Raw genomic sequence first — 18983 nt, 5'->3', positions numbered from 1 at the left:
GACAATACGGTGCCAGGTCGCAAGTGCTGGTACTGAATGCAGCGGAAATAATTTCCGCTCCGTCGCTGGCGGCAACCCTCGCGCGAGGCTCTGCCTTTACACCTCCCGAGCCGCCATCCTATTGTCGCGCAAAACGATTTGGGGAGTTCGCCCGGGTGGCAAAAGAGAATAATGGTGACCTCGGCTTCACGGCCGAGCTTTTCAAGGCTGCGGATAAGCTTAGGGGGAACCTTGAGCCCTCGGAATACAAGCATGTGGCGCTCGGCCTCATCTTTCTGAAATACATCTCAGATGCCTTCGACGGGCTTCACGCCAAGCTCGAGGCAGATCAATATGCGGATGCGGAAGACCCTGAGGAGTACCTTGCTGAAAACGTCTTCTGGGTGCCGAAGGAAGCGCGCTGGGGGCATCTGCAGGCGAATGCCAAGCGGCCCGAGATCGGCAAGCTGATCGATGAGGCGATGGAGGCCATCGAGCGCTTCCCGTCGAACGAGGGGCTGAAGGGCGTTCTGCCGAAGAACTATGCCCGCCCGACGCTGAACAAGACCATGCTCGGCGAGCTGATCGACCTCTTCTCCAATATCGGCCTGCATGACAGCAAGGACACGGCCAAGGATCTGCTGGGCCGGGTCTACGAATATTTCCTCTCCGGCTTTGCGAGTTCCGAAGGCAAGCGGGGTGGCGAGTTCTTCACGCCCCGTTCCGTGGTTCGCACCCTGGTCGAGATGCTGGAGCCATACAAGGGCCGCGTCTATGACCCCTGCTGCGGCTCGGGCGGCATGTTCGTGCAGTCGGAAAAGTTCATCGAGGAGCATGGTGGGCGGCGCAATGACATTGCCGTCTATGGCCAGGAGATTAACCACACCACCTGGCGCCTGGCCAAGATGAACCTCGCCGTGCAGGGCATCGATGCCGATATCCGCTGGAACAACGAGGGCAGCTTTCACCGCGATGAACTGCCGGACCTGAAGGCCGATTTCATCCTTGCCAACCCGCCCTTCAATATTTCCGATTGGGGCGGCGAGCGGCTGGCGGAAGATGCCCGCTGGAAATTCGGCAGGCCGCCAAACGTCAATGCCAATTTCGGCTGGTTGCAGCACATCATCCACCATCTTGCCCCGCGCGGCACGGCGGGCGTGGTGCTGGCCAATGGCTCCATGTCCTCGCAGCAATCCGGCGAAGGCGAGATCCGCAAGGCGATGATCGAGGCCGATCAGGTGGATTGCATGGTGGCCCTGCCGGGCCAGCTCTTCTATTCCACCCAGATTCCCGCCTGTCTCTGGATCCTTGCCCGCGACAAGAGCGCCAATGGCCACCGCGACCGGCGTGGCGAAATCCTCTTCATCGATGCTCGCAAGCTCGGCTTCATGGTGGACCGTGTGCGCCGCGAATTTACGGCAGAGGATGTCGAGAAGATCGCGGACACCTATCACCGCTGGCGCTCGAAGCCGGAAACGCGGGCGAAGAACGGCTGGGCGGACTATGCGGACGAGCCGGGATTCTGTAAATCCGCCGGCCTCGATGAAGTGCGGGGGCATGGACATGTGCTGACGCCGGGGCGCTATGTGGGCGCGGCGGATGCCGAGGACGACGGGGTGACGTTTGCGGAAAAGTTTGAGGGGCTAAGGGAGACCCTGATGGTACAGTTTGAAGAGGGGCGAGCGCTTGAGCAACGCATCAAGGCTCAAATTGCTGGACTGCCCGTCAATGAGTAAATGGACGCAAACCACAATTGGCCAAGTACTTCTGTCTGATGGAGGGAGCATCAAAACCGGCCCATTCGGAACTACTTTGAAAGCCGCAGAATACAGCGACACCGGTGTCCCGCTGATCTCCGTTCGGGAGATCGGCTATGGTCATTTCCGCGTGGATGAGAAAACACCCCGAATAGGGAAACAGATACTGAACCGATTGCCAGAGTACGTTCTCGAGAAAGGAGATATAGTATTTGGGCGCAAAGGGGCCGTAGATCGAGCAGCGCTAGTGACGGACGCTCAAATTGGTTGGTTTTTAGGTTCTGACGGAATTAGGTTGCGTTTACCAAGAACCTGCGATCCAAGCTTCGTTAGATATTGGATATCAACGCCGTTGATCAGAGTTTGGCTCCACCAACACTCCACCGGTTCGACCATGCCGTCTCTGAACCAGAATACAATTGCGCGTATTCCACTCAATCTGCCTTCTCTGAGCGAACAGCATGCCATTTCCTCACACCTCAGCTCCCTCGACGACAAGATCGAACTGAACCGACGGATGAACGAGACGCTGGAGGCGATGGCGCAAGCGGTCTTCCGCGACTGGTTCGTGGATTTCGGCCCCACCCGCCGCAAACTGGAAGGCGCAACCGATCCCCTCACCATCATGGGCGGCCTCGTGCAGGACACCGAACGGGCACAAGCCCTTGCCGATCTGTTCCCGGCTGCGCTTGGGGATGATGGGCTGCCGGAGGGGTGGAGGGAAACAAGTCTTGGTGCAGTTGCCAAAGCGACGGGAGGAATTGTCCAAACAGGGCCCTTTGGCAGTCAACTTCATCAATCGGATTACCTATCCGCAGGACTTCCTGTGGTGATGCCGGCAAACTTGACTTACTCGGGGTTCCGCCACGGTGATTTTTCATACGTCTCCCTTGAGACGACGGAACGCCTGAGCAAGCATCGTCTAAAGACTGGCGACATCGTTTATGGCCGAAGAGGCGATATCGGGCGGAAGGCATTGATCGGAAAGTATAATGAAGGATGGCTGTGTGGCACGGGGTGTCTCAAAATCAGTTTTCCGGCTAAGCCTATTCCCGCTGAGTACCTCTTTTACTCCCTCGATCATCAGAACACCCTAGATTGGATACGCGCTCGAGCGATCGGGGCGACGATGCCCAACCTAAACACATCTACCTTAGCTGAAATGCCTCTTCTATATCCCAGCGATGCATTGCTTGCAGTGTTCGAGCAGATGGTCAAACCAATGCTGACTTTGCGAGAAGAGAATGATCAGCAGAATGGCACACTCGCAGCGACCCGCGACCTCCTTCTCCCCAAACTAATGTCCGGCGAAATCCGCCTGCCTGAGGCGGAAGACCTGATGGAGGCGGCGCCGTGACGTCCGATCTTTGCTATTCGTTTCAGAAAATCGCTAGCTGGGTCTGGGAGCGCATAGAGCTCGCGCAAACGTCAGGGCTCGCCTTCTCCGAGGAAACGATAACTGAGACAATTCTCCTGGATCTTGCGACCAGGCATCCCACAAAGGTGAAGATCAAAGCCTTCAACAAGACAGACGAAGGCGTGAACGGCTCCGATTGGGAATGGTGGATTGGCCAAGCAGGAAGCTGGTTTGGAATGCGGGTCCAGGCAAAAAGGATAAAACTCCCTGCCGAAACCTTCGCCCCCCTGCAACGATACGGCATCAAGAAGGGCTCGACAGTTGGGCAGATCGACAAGCTGCTTTCACGAGCAAAGTACGACGGCCTGAACTCGGCCTATTGTTTTTACTTCGTCAGCAAGAAATGGCCGGCGTTGAGGGCCTGGCCTGTCTACAACTTTATCGGCGGGGGTCCAGTTTCACCGCAGGGCTGTCTTGTTGCTGACGCAACCGCAGTAAAGGCAGTGGGCAAGGACAGCTTGGCGGCGCTCGCTGCCATCTGTGTGCCTTGGCATCTTTTGGTCTGTCACTGTGCGGGTGGCAAGTTCAACTCCGGATCTCCCGCTGATGCCGGTGGTGCAATGTTGCGGACGTCGCGTCAACTCGCTGCTTCCCTGCTAAAAGTTGATGATCTTGGCGATGCGCCGGCGTTCCCACCGCGCTCTGAACTGCCATCTCACATCAGTTATCTGCGCGAAGGTTCAGACGGCCTGACTGGGTTGAAGGATGCGGATCCTTTGCGTGGATACGCGAAAGAGCGCGACTTGAAGGGGTTTGTCCTGATTGACACGTCGGAGGGGTCATGATCACGCTTGGACGCCTGACCAAAGTTGAGCTTCGGGATATCTGGAAATCCGAGTCCCAGGATTTCACACCTTGGCTCGCGCAGCCGGAAAACATCACCGCTCTTGCCGAGGCCCTAAGCATGGAGCTGGAGATTGAGGCGCGCGAGCGCGAAGTGGGCCCATTCCGGGCGGATCTTCTCTGCAAGGATCTGATCGATGACTCCTGGGTGCTGATCGAGAACCAGTTGGAGCGGACGGACCATTCTCATCTGGGCCAATTGCTGACCTATGCGGCCGGTCTTCAGACCGTGACCATTGTCTGGATCGCCTCACGCTTTACGGAAGAGCATCGCGCTGCGCTGGATTGGCTGAACGAGATCACTGACGAGCGCTTCAAGTTCTTTGGCGTGGAGGTGGAGCTTTGGCGCATTGGGGACAGCGTCGCTGCACCGAAGTTCAACATCGTGTCCAAGCCGAATGAATGGACACGCTCCATCACCCAGGCCAGCCGGCGGATCGAAAGTGAGGCCCTTTCTGAAACAAAGAAGGTGCAACTGGATTTTTGGGTTGCACTTCAGAAGGCGCTTGAAGGACATGCCTTTCTGCGGTCCCGCAAGCCGAGGCCGCAGCATTGGACCACTTACTCCATAGGCCGAACGGGGATGCATCTTGGTGCAATTCTCGACTCTCAGAAAAGCCGCATCGCGGTTGAGCTTTATCTGGGGGATGAGAATGCCAAATCCTTCTTCGGTCAGTTGAAGGCGGATCAGGTTGCCATCGAAGCCGAACTCGGACACGCTCCCGCCTGGATGGAGCTTCCCTCTCGCCGCGCATGCCGGATTGTAAGCTATAGGAGCGTAACCGACCCCCTTGATGAGGCGTCTTGGCCGGAATTGATAGCTTGGATATCAAAGACGCTGGAAGCTTACTACCGCGCCTTTCACAAGCGGGTCTTGAAGCTAAACGTATCTGCGACCTCGGGCGATAGCGGTGCCTATGAGGCCGAGGGAAGCATCGATGTCTGATGCCTACGATCTCGCCGAGGCGGTACAGACGGCTGTTGAAAATCTCAAGACCGCTCCGCGTGTTCAGGCCGATGTACGCCGGGAATTGCGCTCTGCCCTGGCAGCCTTTGCTTCCACAAGAGACCTTGAACACTTTGAGGTTCGGGAATGACTGACGATATCTCTTACAGCCAGCCCGAAGCGAAAGACCCGCACTCCGGCTTTTCCGAAGGCCTTGTCGAACAAGTTGTTCTCTCGACCTTCCAGGATCTGGGCTACCTCTACTACCCCTCTCAGGTCATTTCCCCGGACGGCTCGTCTCCAGCCCGTCTGGCCTATGGCGATGTGCTGCTTTCGAATGTGCTGGCCGCTGCGGTGGAGCGATTGAACCCGAACATCCCCGCAGATGCCCGCGATCAGGCCATTCGCCAGCTTTCGATCAGCGAGACGCCGTCACTGGTCGAAGAAAACCGCCGCATCCATCGCCTGATCACCGAGGGCGTCGATGTGGAGTTCGGCATTGGCGATGGGGAGGTGAAGGGCGACAAGCTGTGGCTGATCGACTTCGAGAAGCCGGAGAACAACGACTTCTGGGTGACCAATCAGTTCACCGTGGCCGAGGGCAAGTACACGCGTCGCCCGGACGTGATGGTGTTCATCAACGGGCTGCCACTCGGCATCATCGAGCTGAAGAATGCAGCGAGCGAGAACGCCACGATCCATGAAGCCTATAACCAGCTTCAGACTTACAGGGAGCAGATCCCGTCGCTGTTTCGAACCAATGCGGTGATGGTGGCGTCTGACGGGATGCTGGCGCGGATCGGTTCGCTGACGGCAGACGAAGAGCGTTTCATGCCCTGGCGGTCAGTCACCGGGGCGGATGGCGATTTCACGCCTCACGGTCCCTACGAAATGAACACACTGCTGCGCGGTGTGTTCGAGAAGGAGCGCTTCCTGGCGCTGATCCGTGACTTCACGGTGTTCGGCGATAAGGGCGAGGGGCCGTTCAAGATCATTGCCGGTTATCACCAGTTCCACGGTGCCCGTAAAGCTATCACCAGCGCCATCGAGGCTGTGAAGCCCGAGGGTGACCGCAAGATCGGCGTGATCTGGCACACCCAGGGCTCGGGCAAGAGTCTGCTCATGGCCTTCCTCGGCGGGCTCATCGTCCGCTCGCGCGAGCTCGAAAACCCGACGCTGATCGTGCTCACCGACCGCAACGATCTGGACGATCAGCTCTTCGGCACCTTCAGCCTGTGCAAGGATCTGATCCGTCAGACGCCCGAGCAGGCGGACAGTCGGGACGATCTGCGCAGGCTTTTGAATCGCGCCTCTGGCGGCGTCATCTTCACCACGGTGCAGAAGTTCACGCCGGAGAAGGGCGAGGAAGTGTTTCCGATCCTGACCGAGCGCCGCAATGTCATTGTCATGGCAGACGAAGCCCACCGCAGCCAATATGGGTTTGACGCCAAGCTCAATCGAGAGACTGGTACGCGCCGCTACGGCTACGCCCATTATATCCGTCAGGCGCTGCCGAACGCCTCCTTCATGGGCTTCACGGGAACGCCAATAGAAGCAGCCGATGTGAACACTCCTGCGATCTTCGGCGAATACATCGACATCTACGACATCAGCCGCGCGGTGGAAGATGGCGCAACAGTGCCGATCTACTACGAGAGCCGTTTGGCCCGGATCGAATTGAACGAGGACGAAAAGCCAAAGATCGACGCCGAGATCGAGGCCATGCTTGAAGACGAGACGCTAACCGAACAGGAAAAGCAGAAGGCGCAGTGGGCAACGGTGGAGCGGTTGGTCGGCTCCAAGAAGCGGCTGACTCAGGTTGCTGCCGATCTGGTGGAGCATCTGGAAAAACGTATCGAAGGTCTGCCGGGCAAGGCCATGGCGGTTTGCATGAGCCGCCGCATCTGCGTCGACCTCTATAACGAAATCGTAGCGCTCCGGCCCGATTGGCATTCCCTCGATGACGACAAGGGAGCAATCAAGATCGTGATGACCGGCTCGGCGTCCGATCCGCTCGATTGGCAGCCGCATATCGGCAACAAGAAACGCCGCGACGATCTCGCCAAGCGAGCGCGAAAGGTCGATGATCCGCTGAAGCTGGTCATCGTCCGTGACATGTGGCTGACGGGCTTCGATGCGCCCTGCATGCACACGATGTATATCGATAAGCCGATGCGTGGCCACGGATTGATGCAGGCGATCGCCCGCGTCAACCGAGTCTTCAAGGAGAAGCCGGGGGGCTTTGTGGTCGACTACATCGGCATCGCTACCAACCTGAAGAAGGCTCTGGCCCAGTACTCGCAATCCGACCGTGACAAGACGGGGATTGATGAAGAAGAGGCCGTTGCCCTTCTCCTGGAAAAGTATGAGATCGTCCGGGGTATGTTCACCGGGCACAACTACAGCTTGGGCGTCACGGGCAAGCCGGTCGAGCGGCTGAAGGCTCTGGCAGACGGCATCGACTGGATTTTAAAGTGGCAGCAGGCGGAAGCTGCGAAGGTCGAAAGCCCTGAGGCCAAGAAACAGGCGCATCGCCGATATCAGGATGCGGTTTTGGAGTTGAGCAAGGCCTATGCCCTTGCTTCCGCCAGCGATGCGGCAACCGAGATCCGCGATGAGGTCGGTTTTTTCCAGGCCGTTCGCGCCGCCCTTGTGAAGACGACGGCAACGGGCAAGATGTCCGACAAGGCGAAATCGCTGGCGGTGGAACAGCTCCTTAATCAGGCAGTCGCCAATGCCGAGATCGTGGACATTCTAAAGGCCGCAGGCCTGCAGTCGCCCGACATCTCCGTTCTCTCTGACCAGTTCCTGATGGACGTGCAGAAAATGGAGAAGAAGAACCTCGCCTTGGAAGCTCTGAAGAAGCTGCTGAATGGGGAGATCAAGAGCCGCTCCAAGACCAACGTTGTTCAATCCAAGACCTTTTCACGACGCCTTGAGGAGGCGGTGGCCCGTTACCACGCCAATGCGATTTCGACGGTCGAAATGATCCAGGAACTGATCGCACTGGCCAAAGAGATGCAGGCGGCGGCCGCACGGGGTGATGAGCTCGGCCTCTCTCCGGAGGAGATCGCCTTCTACGACGCGCTGGCTGGCAATGAGACGGCCGTCGAGGTCATGGGCAGCGAACAGTTGCGTGTGATCGCCCACGAGTTGGTCGAGAACATGCGGGGTTCAGTCACCGTTGATTGGCAGCACAAGGCAAGTGCCCGCGCCAGGATGCGCATCTTGGTGAAGCGCATCCTCAAGAAATTCGGATATCCGCCGGACCTGGAGCAGGAGGCCGTGCAGATGGTGCTCGCCCAGGCCGAGCTTTTGTTGAAGGAAATATCCTCCGGCCAAGGAAAGTGAGGTGCGGAAATTATTTCCGCAACCTCACCCCTTGAACACCTTCTCGCGGTGATATTGCAGGAACTGCGAATGTGGCCGCTCGTCCGGGCGTGACGGCACAAGTAGGCGTCGCTCCGGATTGATGAGACGGATGATGGTATCGGGAACGCCGCCACTCGCAATCAACAGGGTGTAGTCGTCATCGACCGAGATCAGGCCGCGGTCGAACATCCAGTGGACGGTGCCGGAGAGTGCGAGGCCGTTGCGGACGCTATCTGGGCCGCGGTCGGCAACGGGGCGGATGTGTGCGGCCTGGACCTCCGAGCGCCCGCCGCCATTGATCAGCTTGAGGCCGGTGACGGCGCACGTATCGTGATAGGCCGCCTTGATCGCCACGGAAAACGCGCGGTCCCGGAACGGGCGCTGCACCACCTGGGAGACGATGCGGCGGTCGACGCTGTCGATCTCGTAGGGCATTTGCGGATTGTCGCTGAAGCCGAGGCGCGCTTCATCGGCTGGATCGGGCGCCGGGCGTTCGCGGTCCCGTCGCCCGAGCACATGCGCGAAGCCGGCAGCCAGGATGAGGTCGTATTCATCGTCCGGGATGTTGCGCACCGCGCGACCGAAGGCGCCCTTGTTCGTTGAGCCGTCCTTCTTGCGCAGACCGTTCTCGTAGTAGTGGTCGGCCTCTTTGAAAGGTACGGCATGATCGAACGGCAGAAAGTCCTCTATGAGCGCATAGAAGTGATCCGCCTTCGACAGATCCGCGATGATATCAACGATCCTGGCCGTCGCGAAATATGCCTGTTTGCCGCCCGTCTTCATCAGATCGCCGCTTGGCCGTCGTGGCTCGTAATAGACGATCCAGTCACCGCGCGCGGCCTCGACCTGACGCAGATAGGTGCGCGGAAAATGGTACCGCTGCTCCGGAAGGTCGTCATAGGTCGGATCGACCTTGGTCGTCAGAATTGCTTTCGCCATGAGTGCGCTCTTCCACGCAGAAAACGTCGCCGGTCCACTTGGCTACCAGGCCCGGCGGGTTGTTGGAAGGGGTGTGGTTTTGGTGGTCGAAGGCCAGAGGCGCCAGAGTCGGCGCTCGCATTAAGTGTAGAAGTTGCTTGGTTCAACGGAAAGCAAGATTCTTCTCAAGAGGCCATGGCGAAGGCCATTTCGAAGTAAATATAGTATTGTTTAAATTTTATATCTTGGTTAGCAATTATTGCAAAACTATAGATTGGTTTAATTTCTAGAATGCTGTGAGATAATAGTGGGGTAAGATCGTTTTACCTTACGATCACAACATCACACGGAGATAGACTGTGAAGAATACAAAAGCCTCCCCTTTCGCTTCCGCCGCCCACGCCTTCTACGCGGCCAACTCGATTGCAGAGGACATCAAAGATATGCTGGAAGATACGGCTGCGTTTCTCATCGGCGTTACACGCCGCTCGACCTCAGAAGCCTTCGAGCGCGGCGAGCATCTCGAAAAGGCGGCCGCGCTGCTCCCGGAAGGAACCTTGGACAAGTGGGCCGTTGAGTGCTGCGGCTACACAGCGCGCCATGTCCGCACACAGCGCGCGATTTACCGCAACCTGGCTTATTACAAGGAGATCCTTGTGCAGCTTGCCGTCGGACCGACGGTGTTGGGCAAGCTCAGTGCCGCAACGCCGGAGCAGATCGAGCAGGCCATCGGTCTTGCGGGCACGAACGGCCGTCTGAGGGTTCAGGATGTCGCGACGATCATGGCCAGGTCGAAGCAGGACGTCGAGGAGAAACCCGAACTCGATCCCTATGATGTCGGTGGGCCTGATGGGCTTAAGGCGCTCATCGCCATCAAGGTGCGGGACGGCTTAAAGTCTTTTGTTGGGCATATCGAAGAGATCCGCACCCACGTGCTGGAGGCCTTGCCGAAAAACAACATCGTCAAGAAGGATCTTGCCGCGAAAATCCACCTCACGGCACGTCTCGCAAACCGCGAGCTGGAAAGCCTGGTGCAGTTCGTCCGGCCACATCCGAATGACAGGCACACCATGACCTCGACCGAATTGCCGGCGAAATCCGGTTGGGAAAAGGTCAGCCGGCTGCTCTACAAGATGGGCAGCGAGACCTACTGGCCTGACAAGGCCGAGCTTCGGACCTGGCTGGAGACAGAGGTCGTGCCGCTTCTGAACTGGGTGGTTCCCGAAAAGGGCGACCCGGTCAGGCCGGAGGTCAAGGCTGATGTTGCAAAGGGCGTGGTCGCTTCTGCCAAGGCTGTCGCGGACACTTCGACCCCGGCTAAGAGCTCGGCCTCGCCTAAGGCAAAGTCATCGAGCAGGCCTTCGTTGGAGGAGAACCTGGCGATGCTCACGGATGGATTTACCGCCATCATGACCGGCGACTTCAAGGTGCCCGCATCTGGCGATGACGCCATCCCTTCGGTGGCCGAGGCGCTTGCCAAGCCTGAGAAGCGCTTTCAGCGCCCCGCGTTCATCGACAAGATCAAACCGACTTCGCCACCGACGACCGCGGCGTGAAGCGGCAACTAAAACTGGAGGGCCGGATGTCCGGCCTTTCCATCAACATCGAGATGGCCGCTTATCGGACCTTTCTCATTGAGGGTTTCGGTCGGACCTGATGATCGCCTCGCACTTGTCGCAGGCGCTCAGTCGGCCTCGGTTTGGAGATCACCGTGAGCCCGGCGTTAACCTTGTACCGGCTTCGTTCTCTTTTTCCAGTCCGGGACCTTGAGCCCGGCCTCGGGTCCTGCCAGGGTAAGTGCGTTCCGGATGGCCGGTACAAAGCGGCCCCTGCCGATGCTGGTAACATCGACAAGGGCCTGACCGTCAACCTTGTCTAAGAAGGAATCGGGCTATGAGCACGAATACCGTTTCTGTTCCCTGTGGGGAAGTTCTCCGTTCCATGATCAACGCGGCCGAGGCCGCGGCGTCCGGATCCCGCCCGCGCCCTTTCGGCTTTGGCCGCAATGCGGCTCTGACTGCGGTTCGCGAACCGGCGGTGCTGCGCCGTCACCCGCATCTGGTGCGCTTCGCCGATGTCGAGGCCGATCTCGATCTGCTGATCGATCGCGCCATTGCGGCGATTGCCGACGGTGAACCGGTTGAGGACGACATCCTCGGGCACTACGTTCATATCGCTTCGCTTGTCCGTGCAGTGTCCTTCCGGGAGGGCAAGTTGTTGGAGCAGGCGGTCGAGCGGCTGGCCAAGGCCAACCCCAACATGATCGTCTTGACGCAGTTGCTCAAGCTGCCGCTGGTGAAGGCAGCACTCGAAGCCGTGTCCGGAAACGACTGGTCAAGCCTCGACAGCATCAAGCTCGATTGCGAGTCGCCAGCAAAAGGCAGCTATACGCCAGACCTGATCCTTGTGAATCGTGCGCGGCACACCGCCTACATCCTCGACCTGAAGCGGTCGCTGGCGTCGTATGGCGACACCAGCCGTCTCGAAGAGTTGAAGCTGAAGATGATGGCGTCGGCGATGGTGCTGCCGGACTGGCTCTACAAGAATCACAAGCGCCTGATGGTCGATACGGTGGAGGTTGCCATCGTCGATGGTGCAAGCCGCCCGAGCGACCATGCCACCGGCATCTGGGCTCTCTCCGAGATCGACGACCTGCTGGAAATCGATGGTGTCGCCGCCTGCATGGCCGAACTGCGTCTGCGCTTCGGCCGTCGCGTGCAGCAGCTTCTCGAAGCGGAAGCCCGTAAGGCTCTCGGTGTCGTGGCTCCGGTTGTGTCGGACGCGGCCGCTACCACGACCGTATTGGGCAAGCCGCTGATCGCGCTGAACGGTCCCGCCCGCACTTACGAAGAAGAGCGGGCGATGGCCGCGCAGGACGATGACAATGGTCACGACCATTTCGGCTACTTCGACGATCATGACGATGAGCCGGAACCCATCCGTATCCGGGTCGGCTTTGCCCGCCGTCCGCGCCGGCACTGACGCCCCGCCAGCCTAGCGACGCTGATCGCTGCCGCGCCTGAGGCGCGTGGCCGGCTTCTCCAGTCCCTTCCATTCCATGAACGCCGGATGCCGATGCGCTCCGGCGGGGAGACACTCATGTCCATCGATACCCACAGCCCGTCTGTGGCCGGCTTCGTCTGCGAAGCGGTCACGGCCGATACCGTCGCGTTGCCCTGTCATCACGGCAAGCCTGCGAAACTCTCTCATGTCGAATCTGCCGACCTTAGCCACGGTCCGAGTGATGGCGACGATCCCGCCGTTCTGATCGGCTTGACGCTTGCCTCCGTCCGACAAGGTCCTCTGCTGGATGGCCATGTTCCTGAGCCTCTGATGCTGCGGTTGCGCGCTACTGCCGACGGCGGCAATGCGGCATGCCGCCTGCTGCTGGACTCGCTGCATAACCGCAATCGACACCTTGCTCCGCTCGGGAACGAGCATCTGAGCCTGTCTGTCTCGACTGGTCCGGCTTCGATCACTCCTCCGAGCGACCCTCTGCCGCCACGTCGTTCGCCGCGCGAGCGTGTTTTGATGCGGATCCCGAAGCCCGGTGCCACTGACGGGCGGCGACGTGGTCGAACGCGTCCGCGCGATCCGGTGAAGAACGCACACACGGCAATTATTGACGCGGATACAGGAGGCCGGATCGATGGATAAGCTCGCCCGTCTGTTTATCCGCCGTCTTCGGCATCTTAGCCTTCGCGAGGCACGCCGAATGGCACTGCGCAATGGTCTGATCGAGGCCAAGATCGTCGATGTCGATGGTCTTCGCACTTGCCGTTACAGCCCGGCGTTTGATACGACGTGGCTGAGCGGCGATCCGATCCGTGACGATATCTGGTTCCGGCGGAATTTTGCCGACTGGCTTGTCGCCCCGAAGGAGACCGGCAATCCGATGCCGGGTTCTGGTGGCGATGGTGTCGTGACCGCCGGGATCGTTCATCCGCCGCTCGCCGCGCAACTCGTGGTCCTGCCGCGGGCACGCCGCGGCACAATCGTAAAGGAGGGGGCGCTGGGTAACAGGATCGATCGGCGCGCTTACGCGGTCGGTCTGGTGGATCGCGCAGCCGCTCAGCCACTGGTCAGTCACATCGTTGCAACCCTGGTTCTGGCGCGTGCGGTGCGCAGCAGCGGACGGTCGCTTCGGGAGATCGTTTATACGCTGACCCGCGTGACACCGGTCGTCACCCTTCATGCGCCACTTGCAGGCTTCGAGCGGCAAGTGCTGCGGCTCTTGGAGAAAACCCGGCTTGTCCCGGGCGGCCCGTTTGCGATCGTCGATGCGGACCACATGTTCAACGACGATCACTTCGACGCCGTGGAAGGCGAGACACGCAGACGCTTGATGACTTTCTCAGGCGCCGGTGTGCATCGTGTCACGGGCAATGCCCTACGTCGGCGGATGCTCAGTGCGCTGTCCCACGACTTGGCCGTTCTCGCCGTCGCGGAGAAGCGATCGGACATTCCCTCGCTGTTGCAGATCGCCGCCGACCTGTCGCTGCAGATGGGAAAGCTCGATCGCAAGTTCGTCGCCGACCTGGTGGAGGTGCTTTATCCGGATGTGGCAATCGAGACGCTGGACCTGCCGTCGGATTCCGATGCGCGCTGGCTGTCGCTCGAGGATCTGGTCCTTGCGTTTCGTCCAGGGCGGCATGTTCGCGACGTGCTGCATGTCCTTGCCACGCTCAGTGAGCGCAATCGCAGTGACTTCGAGGAAGAGGAGGACGGTGGTGGCGGGAGTGACGACAAGTCATCCGGATCGACATCATCGAACACGTCCGCCGAGAAGCCCAAAGGCTCACACGAAAAGCCGAAATCGTCGGACACGGATAGCAATGGCCGCTGGAAGAGGGAGAAGCCATCCGGGGCCGAAGTGATCCGACCGGAAACTTTGCCGAAGGAGGGCGAGATCGGCCACAATCCGCCAATGACCGTCGAAACGCTATCCGGATATGGCAAGGCGAAGGACTGGGCGCTCGATCTCAAGGCAGATCTGGACGATTACCTGGCGAGTAACCTCGCTTGGTCGGAGATGAGCACCAAGCTCCTTCTGTCTGGCCCGCCCGGAACCGGCAAGACAACCTTTGCCCGCGCGCTGTGCAACAGCCTGCAGATCCCACTGATCGTCACCTCGGTGTCGACCTGGCTGCAGGGTGGTCATTTGAATGACGTGATCGACAAGATGAACAAAACCTTTGTCGAGGCGCGAGCCATGGCACCGGCGATTTTGTTTATCGACGAGATCGACGGCATCGGCAAACGGCAGCCCGCCGAGCGTGAACATGCCGACTACTGGAACGCCGTGGTCAACAAGCTCCTGGAACTGCTCGATGGCGCTGTGAAGAGCGAGGGCCTCATTGTCGTGGGTGCCACCAACCGCCCAGACCATATCGACGAGGCGATCAAGCGCTCCGGGAGGCTCGAGACTCATATCGAAATCCCCAAGCCGGACGTGCCGACGCTCGCCGAAATCCTGGCTCATCATCTCGGCGACGATGTGACATCGCTGATCCGGGAGCCCATAGCGGAAACCTATAAAGAAGCCGAGGACGGATTCTCGCTGAAGAGGATCGTTGCCGGCTATCTGGAGGACGATGCAGCAAGTGAACGGAAGGGAGCAAGCCGATGACTGAGCTACAGAACACCACCACGATGGAAACGCCACCCGCCGCGCAACACACCAATTCTGCTGATGCGATCCTCAGGCGTCTCGCCACGCGCGCCATGGGGCTGACGGGTGCGGATATCGAGCGCATCGTCCGCGAAGCACGGTTGAAGGCGCGGCGCGGCAAGCGGGCGATCCGCTATGAGGACATCGAAGACGGCATCCGCGGCCATCGCCCGCCCGTGCCCTATAATCTGCGCTGGCGCTTCGCCTTCCACGAGGCGGGGCACGCGGTCGTCCATCATGCGCTCGATCTTGGACCTGTCCGCGGTCTCAATATCGATACCGGCGAGGGCGGCTACAATCTCGTCGGCTTCCACGCCTGGGCAACCGACACCCGCGATTGGTACGAGAACATGCTGACCATGCTGATGGCCGGGCGGGCTGCCGAGCAACTGGTGCTCAAACGGGTCTCGAGCGGTTCCGGAGGTACCGACGACAGCGATCTGGCGCGGGCCACGCGGCTTGCCTTCGACATGGAGCGCACCCTTGGATTCGGGAGCGAGCATCCGCTGCTCTATCGCCCCCATCGCGATCCGGGTGCCGTGTTCGACCGTGATCCCGAACTGGCGGCTCGGGTTCATGGAAAACTGGAAGCGGCACTCGACCTGGCGGCAGTGATCCTCAGAAGGCGTAGGTCGACCTTCCATGCCCTTGCCAAGGCGCTGTTCGATGCCCAGGCGATGGATGAGATGGCTGTGCTGCACATCCTGACGGACGGTGATCTGCCGCCCTAAAGGTGATAGTCATGCGGCCGAGGAGCGGCGTGGTGAAGGCATCCCAGCACTTGATGCTCTTCGCAATGGGAAGGCTGGAACCTCGGACACCATGGGAATGATGTGAGGTGATTTGAGATGGCGTGTGGCACGTTGTCGGCAACTCACATCAAGTCTCCGGCAACCTGAAACAAATTGCGCTCATTTGATTCCGAACACAGCATTTTTGATTCAGAACTCGAATACATTGATTCATGAACGCCGTTCGCAGCCGAACACGTCATTTTGACGTGAGATAAGGTGCCCGCAACTCGAAACAAATTGCGGTCATTTGATTCATTGTTCCGCGCCGCCGATTCAAAGTTCGAATTTTCCGATTCAGCCGAACAAGGCTTGCGCCGGCAGGCCGGTCCCATGACCATTGAAGAGGTCGAGGATCGGGAGGACCATCATGAACCTAAAGATAGCAAGGCAGCGACAGAAGGCACTTCGCGATGCCAACAGAAGGGCGAAGCGGCCTGACAGAGATGACGTGGCTCGGGTGACGTTGTTCTGGTTGATCCGGCGGGCGATCGACAAGGATCAGCAGATGGAACTCGCGAAGTTCCAGAATAAGATCGTCTCGATGCTGACGGATCAGGGGTTCGATGAGCGCGAATGCGATGCGGTGTTCGACGATCTTGTCGCCAAGTATCGGACAGGCGGCTCACCGTTCCGTAGGAAAATCCACCTGATCCATCCTGCTGGCACCGACGGTGAGGTCTGAGCGTCCGCTCTCCACTTGGTCATGTGTTGCCGGGGTCGCTTGCTCGACGAGGCCGATCCAACACCTAACGGCGTTTGATGAGATTATGACTTCTCCCCCCATTACTTCGTAAAACGCCGTTTGAACCTAAATCGAATTTCTGAAGATGCAGACGGCTCAAATCCTTCGTTAATCCGCTTCGCGTAGCTCGGCCGGCCCCTTGCACTGAGGGTCCGAGTAACGAGCATGATGAAGTGAAATGACCAAGCTAACTGCAATCAAAGCCTTCCAACGTAAGATCGACGCCTATTGCGAACTGCGTCTCTCGACCGCCTTTTCTAGCGACGAAGCCGAAGCCCTCAAGGCATACATGCGGCGACTTATCGAACGAAGGTGTGGACCACCCCGGACGGCAGGCCATACCGAATGGGATGTCGTTGCTCGCATGACCGGGATCGATGCTCGATCGCTTGCTTCGCATCACCGCTTGATCGACCAGGGTTTGACGCCATCATTCGTTGGGCCAAGGACGTCGGACAAACTTCTGAAGCGACGCAAGACGGCTTCCCGAAGCTCCGAGACGCATCGAGGTCCAAAAAGGCCCCCGCCGAGAGGTCGAAACCGACAACCAAGCCCGCACCTTCGATGACGGAACGTTCTCAGCTTGCCTCGGCGGAGCCCAAGCCTGGCATGAAAGTAGAGTTTCCTGAACCCTTGTTTCGCGAGTGGGATGATCCTGCGGATTTCGCCGAGTCACTCCAACTCCACATGCGTCGCCACGGTGAGAGCTACTGGGTCCTCTATCGATCGGTAGTGCGGCCTGATGAGCCCATGGACAAGAATACGTTGCTGAGCTGGATCGAACGCCGACGCATGCCACGGAGCACCGATAGCTTCGATGTGCTTGGTCGCATCGAGCGCCGTTACCGTCTCCCGGAAGGCTATTTCAAAGCAAAGCTGCCGCATCAGTCGCGATCGGCGTCGGGGTTCAACCTCTCGGGTATCGAGCCTGCGGAACGACGTAGGATCGCATGGCATCTACCAGATAACTTCAATTCGCTCCCATTTGCCAAGCGCGAGGAAATTCTCGATTGGGTTCGTCGCGTCATCATCAGCGGGTCGACGGATTATCGCAAGTTCCAAGCCGCAGCGGCCAAGCAGCGTTACGCTATCCGATTTCCGGGGGTATCCTATGGCGGACGCGCGCCACGTGATGGAAAGATCGCGGTTCCGGCAAACTATGAAGAGACCTGGATCGAAGACCCTGACCTGTTGTCCGGCGTCATCAATGCGCCGCCGACACTCGCGACGGAAATGGCGTACTTGGTCCGCTTTAAGACATCCGCACTGACCTCGATCGGATTTCAGCGAAACGGTGTCTGGGGCGAGGAAACCGCCTCCCAGAAAATTGAGCATCTCGGCCTGATGTTTGGCGCACTTGCGGCGTCAAAGGCTGGAGAGATCAACGGCTATGGGGTGCCGCTGCGTCAATTAACCTTTGGACTGCTAATCTTTCCTGGCGTCTGGGACTGGTATCTGCAATGGCGCGAAAGCCGCCGAGGTTTCTACACGGCGTGGGAAGTCGACATGCTGCGGATCGCCTTGGCAATCACTAAGGAAAGCACCGGGTGGCTTCGACAGCATCCCGAACTTTTGGCGCGTGTGCAGCCCATTGCCGGTCTCGTCTCGCAGAACGAGATTGATTATGCCCGGGAGGATTGGCACGGCGCTTGCGAGGATTTTCACACACATGCCTCCCACCGTGTGAAAGAGATCCAGCGCATCGCCCGGGTCCATCGTGATCCGTTCGAGCCGATCATGCCGGTGCTCGAAGCTGACAGCCCGGTCGGCGAATATCGGAAGATCACCGAGGAGATAATCCGGCTGATGCCTGACGAGGAGCGCTATCCGCGTCCGGCTGCCGAGGCGGCTCGCTCGTTCCTCATGCTGCGGTTGGGATTGCATCTCGGGCTTCGCCAGAAAAATCTGCGGCAGTTGATGCTATGCCCACGGGGACAGATGCCGCGTCCAGAACGGGTGCTCGAAAAGCTCAAGCGCGGAGAAATCCGCTGGAGTGACCGAGACGGTGGCTGGGAGGTGTTGATCCCGGCGGTGGCTTTCAAGAACGCCCATTCGTCGTTCTTCGGAGACAAACCATTTAGGCTGGTGCTGCCCGATCTGCTCGACCTCTACCGCCACATCGATGACTACGTCGAGCGCCATCGCTCGGTCCTTCTTAAAGGCGCTGCCGATCCCGGGACGTTTTTTGTGAAGACGGTCAAGACGACGAGTACCGACGCTGCCTACGACATCACCAGCTTCTATGAGGCGTGGCGGCTCACAATCCAGCGCTACGGCATCTACAATCCATACACAGGTCGTGGGGCGATCAAAGGCCTGCTGCCCCATGGTCCTCACAACGTTCGTGATGTTCTCGCCACGCACATCCTGAAGCAGACCGGCTCGTACGAACAGGCAAGCTACGCCATCCAGGATACGGCTGACATGGTGGCAAAACACTACGGTCGCTTCCTTCCGCAGGACAAGGCTGCGCTGGCAGCACGAATTCTCAATCAGGTTTGGGAAGCCGCCTAGTCACGCAATATGCCCGGGCGGAAATCATTT

13 protein-coding genes and 1 pseudogene are annotated in these 18983 nt (G+C 59.1%); 13 read left to right on the top strand and 1 reads right to left on the bottom strand.

Features of this window, described 5'->3' with window-relative positions:
• Window positions 1-155 precede the first annotated feature (155 nt).
• The 6 genes from ASD54_RS03485 (at window position 156) to ASD54_RS03465 (ending at window position 8293) form a co-directional block, all read left to right on the top strand.
• On the top strand, window positions 156-1715 hold the full coding sequence (locus ASD54_RS03485; protein ID WP_062553162.1) for a class I SAM-dependent DNA methyltransferase: 1560 nt from the start codon (window positions 156-158) through the stop codon (window positions 1713-1715).
• On the top strand, window positions 1666-3093 hold the full coding sequence (locus ASD54_RS03480) for a restriction endonuclease subunit S (RefSeq protein ID WP_156379036.1): 1428 nt from the start codon (window positions 1666-1668) through the stop codon (window positions 3091-3093). Before ASD54_RS03485 ends, ASD54_RS03480 begins: the two co-directional genes overlap by 50 nt.
• Before the next feature lie 146 nt (window positions 3094-3239).
• The gene (locus ASD54_RS03475; RefSeq protein ID WP_156379035.1) at window positions 3240-3938 is read left to right on the top strand and encodes a hypothetical protein; all 699 of its coding nucleotides are present in this window, start codon (window positions 3240-3242) and stop codon (window positions 3936-3938) included.
• The gene (locus ASD54_RS03470; protein ID WP_062553159.1) at window positions 3935-4942 is read left to right on the top strand and encodes a DUF4268 domain-containing protein; all 1008 of its coding nucleotides are present in this window, start codon (window positions 3935-3937) and stop codon (window positions 4940-4942) included. Before ASD54_RS03475 ends, ASD54_RS03470 begins: the two co-directional genes overlap by 4 nt.
• Window positions 4935-5093 carry a hypothetical protein gene (locus ASD54_RS26420; RefSeq protein WP_156379034.1) on the top strand — a complete coding sequence of 53 codons (159 nt, stop codon included), beginning with the start codon at window positions 4935-4937 and terminating at the stop codon, window positions 5091-5093. Before ASD54_RS03470 ends, ASD54_RS26420 begins: the two co-directional genes overlap by 8 nt.
• Window positions 5090-8293, top strand: a complete 3204-nt coding sequence (locus tag ASD54_RS03465) for a type I restriction endonuclease subunit R (RefSeq protein ID WP_062553158.1) — start codon at window positions 5090-5092, stop codon at window positions 8291-8293. The genes ASD54_RS26420 and ASD54_RS03465 overlap by 4 nt, the downstream gene beginning before the upstream one ends.
• A 24-nt stretch (window positions 8294-8317) precedes the next feature.
• Here the strand turns inward: ASD54_RS03465 and ASD54_RS03460 are convergent, their stop codons facing one another.
• On the bottom strand, window positions 8318-9253 hold the full coding sequence (locus ASD54_RS03460; protein WP_062553157.1) for an HNH endonuclease: 936 nt from the start codon (window positions 9251-9253) through the stop codon (window positions 8318-8320).
• Window positions 9254-9591: 338 nt separating this feature from the next.
• On the opposite strand from ASD54_RS03460, the gene ASD54_RS03455 reads away from it, so the two are divergent.
• The 7 genes and pseudogenes from ASD54_RS03455 (at window position 9592) to ASD54_RS03425 (ending at window position 18953) form a co-directional block, all read left to right on the top strand.
• Complete coding sequence (locus tag ASD54_RS03455) at window positions 9592-10788, top strand: hypothetical protein (protein WP_062553156.1); 1197 nt, start codon at window positions 9592-9594, stop codon at window positions 10786-10788.
• Window positions 10789-11125: 337 nt separating this feature from the next.
• The gene (locus ASD54_RS03450; RefSeq protein WP_062553155.1) at window positions 11126-12214 is read left to right on the top strand and encodes a hypothetical protein; all 1089 of its coding nucleotides are present in this window, start codon (window positions 11126-11128) and stop codon (window positions 12212-12214) included.
• A gap of 117 nt (window positions 12215-12331) precedes the next feature.
• Window positions 12332-12889, top strand: a complete 558-nt coding sequence (locus tag ASD54_RS03445; protein WP_062553273.1) for a hypothetical protein — start codon at window positions 12332-12334, stop codon at window positions 12887-12889.
• Window positions 12882-14861, top strand: a complete 1980-nt coding sequence (locus ASD54_RS03440) for an ATP-binding protein (RefSeq protein ID WP_062553154.1) — start codon at window positions 12882-12884, stop codon at window positions 14859-14861. The genes ASD54_RS03445 and ASD54_RS03440 overlap by 8 nt, the downstream gene beginning before the upstream one ends.
• Window positions 14858-15634, top strand: a complete 777-nt coding sequence (locus tag ASD54_RS03435) for an ATP-dependent Zn protease (RefSeq protein ID WP_062553153.1) — start codon at window positions 14858-14860, stop codon at window positions 15632-15634. The genes ASD54_RS03440 and ASD54_RS03435 overlap by 4 nt, the downstream gene beginning before the upstream one ends.
• A gap of 430 nt (window positions 15635-16064) precedes the next feature.
• A complete protein-coding gene (locus ASD54_RS03430) occupies window positions 16065-16379 on the top strand; it encodes a hypothetical protein (protein ID WP_062553152.1) in 315 nt (104 codons plus the stop codon).
• Between the two features lie 238 nt (window positions 16380-16617).
• A pseudogene (locus ASD54_RS03425) lies at window positions 16618-18953 on the top strand (hypothetical protein).
• Window positions 18954-18983: the final 30 nt, after the last annotated feature.

The sequence above is a fragment of the Rhizobium sp. Root149 genome (assembly GCF_001427345.1).
GTDB lineage: Bacteria > Pseudomonadota > Alphaproteobacteria > Rhizobiales > Rhizobiaceae > Neorhizobium > Neorhizobium rhizoryzae.
The sequence above is the reverse complement of the archived record's forward strand: the minus strand, read 5'-3'. Positions and strand labels throughout refer to the sequence as shown.

What these genes read in the sequence shown, in the direction of transcription:
- ASD54_RS03470 (WP_062553159.1), top strand. Translation starts at nt 3,935, where the DNA reads ATGATCACGCTTGGACGCCTGACCAAAGTTGAGCTTCGGGATATCTGG.
- ASD54_RS26420 (WP_156379034.1), top strand. Translation starts at nt 4,935, where the DNA reads ATGTCTGATGCCTACGATCTCGCCGAGGCGGTACAGACGGCTGTTGAA.
- ASD54_RS03465 (WP_062553158.1), top strand. Translation starts at nt 5,090, where the DNA reads ATGACTGACGATATCTCTTACAGCCAGCCCGAAGCGAAAGACCCGCAC.
- ASD54_RS03460 (WP_062553157.1), bottom strand. Translation starts at nt 9,253, where the DNA reads ATGGCGAAAGCAATTCTGACGACCAAGGTCGATCCGACCTATGACGAC.
- ASD54_RS03450 (WP_062553155.1), top strand. Translation starts at nt 11,126, where the DNA reads ATGAGCACGAATACCGTTTCTGTTCCCTGTGGGGAAGTTCTCCGTTCC.
- ASD54_RS03445 (WP_062553273.1), top strand. Translation starts at nt 12,332, where the DNA reads ATGTCCATCGATACCCACAGCCCGTCTGTGGCCGGCTTCGTCTGCGAA.
- ASD54_RS03440 (WP_062553154.1), top strand. Translation starts at nt 12,882, where the DNA reads ATGGATAAGCTCGCCCGTCTGTTTATCCGCCGTCTTCGGCATCTTAGC.
- ASD54_RS03435 (WP_062553153.1), top strand. Translation starts at nt 14,858, where the DNA reads ATGACTGAGCTACAGAACACCACCACGATGGAAACGCCACCCGCCGCG.
- ASD54_RS03430 (WP_062553152.1), top strand. Translation starts at nt 16,065, where the DNA reads ATGAACCTAAAGATAGCAAGGCAGCGACAGAAGGCACTTCGCGATGCC.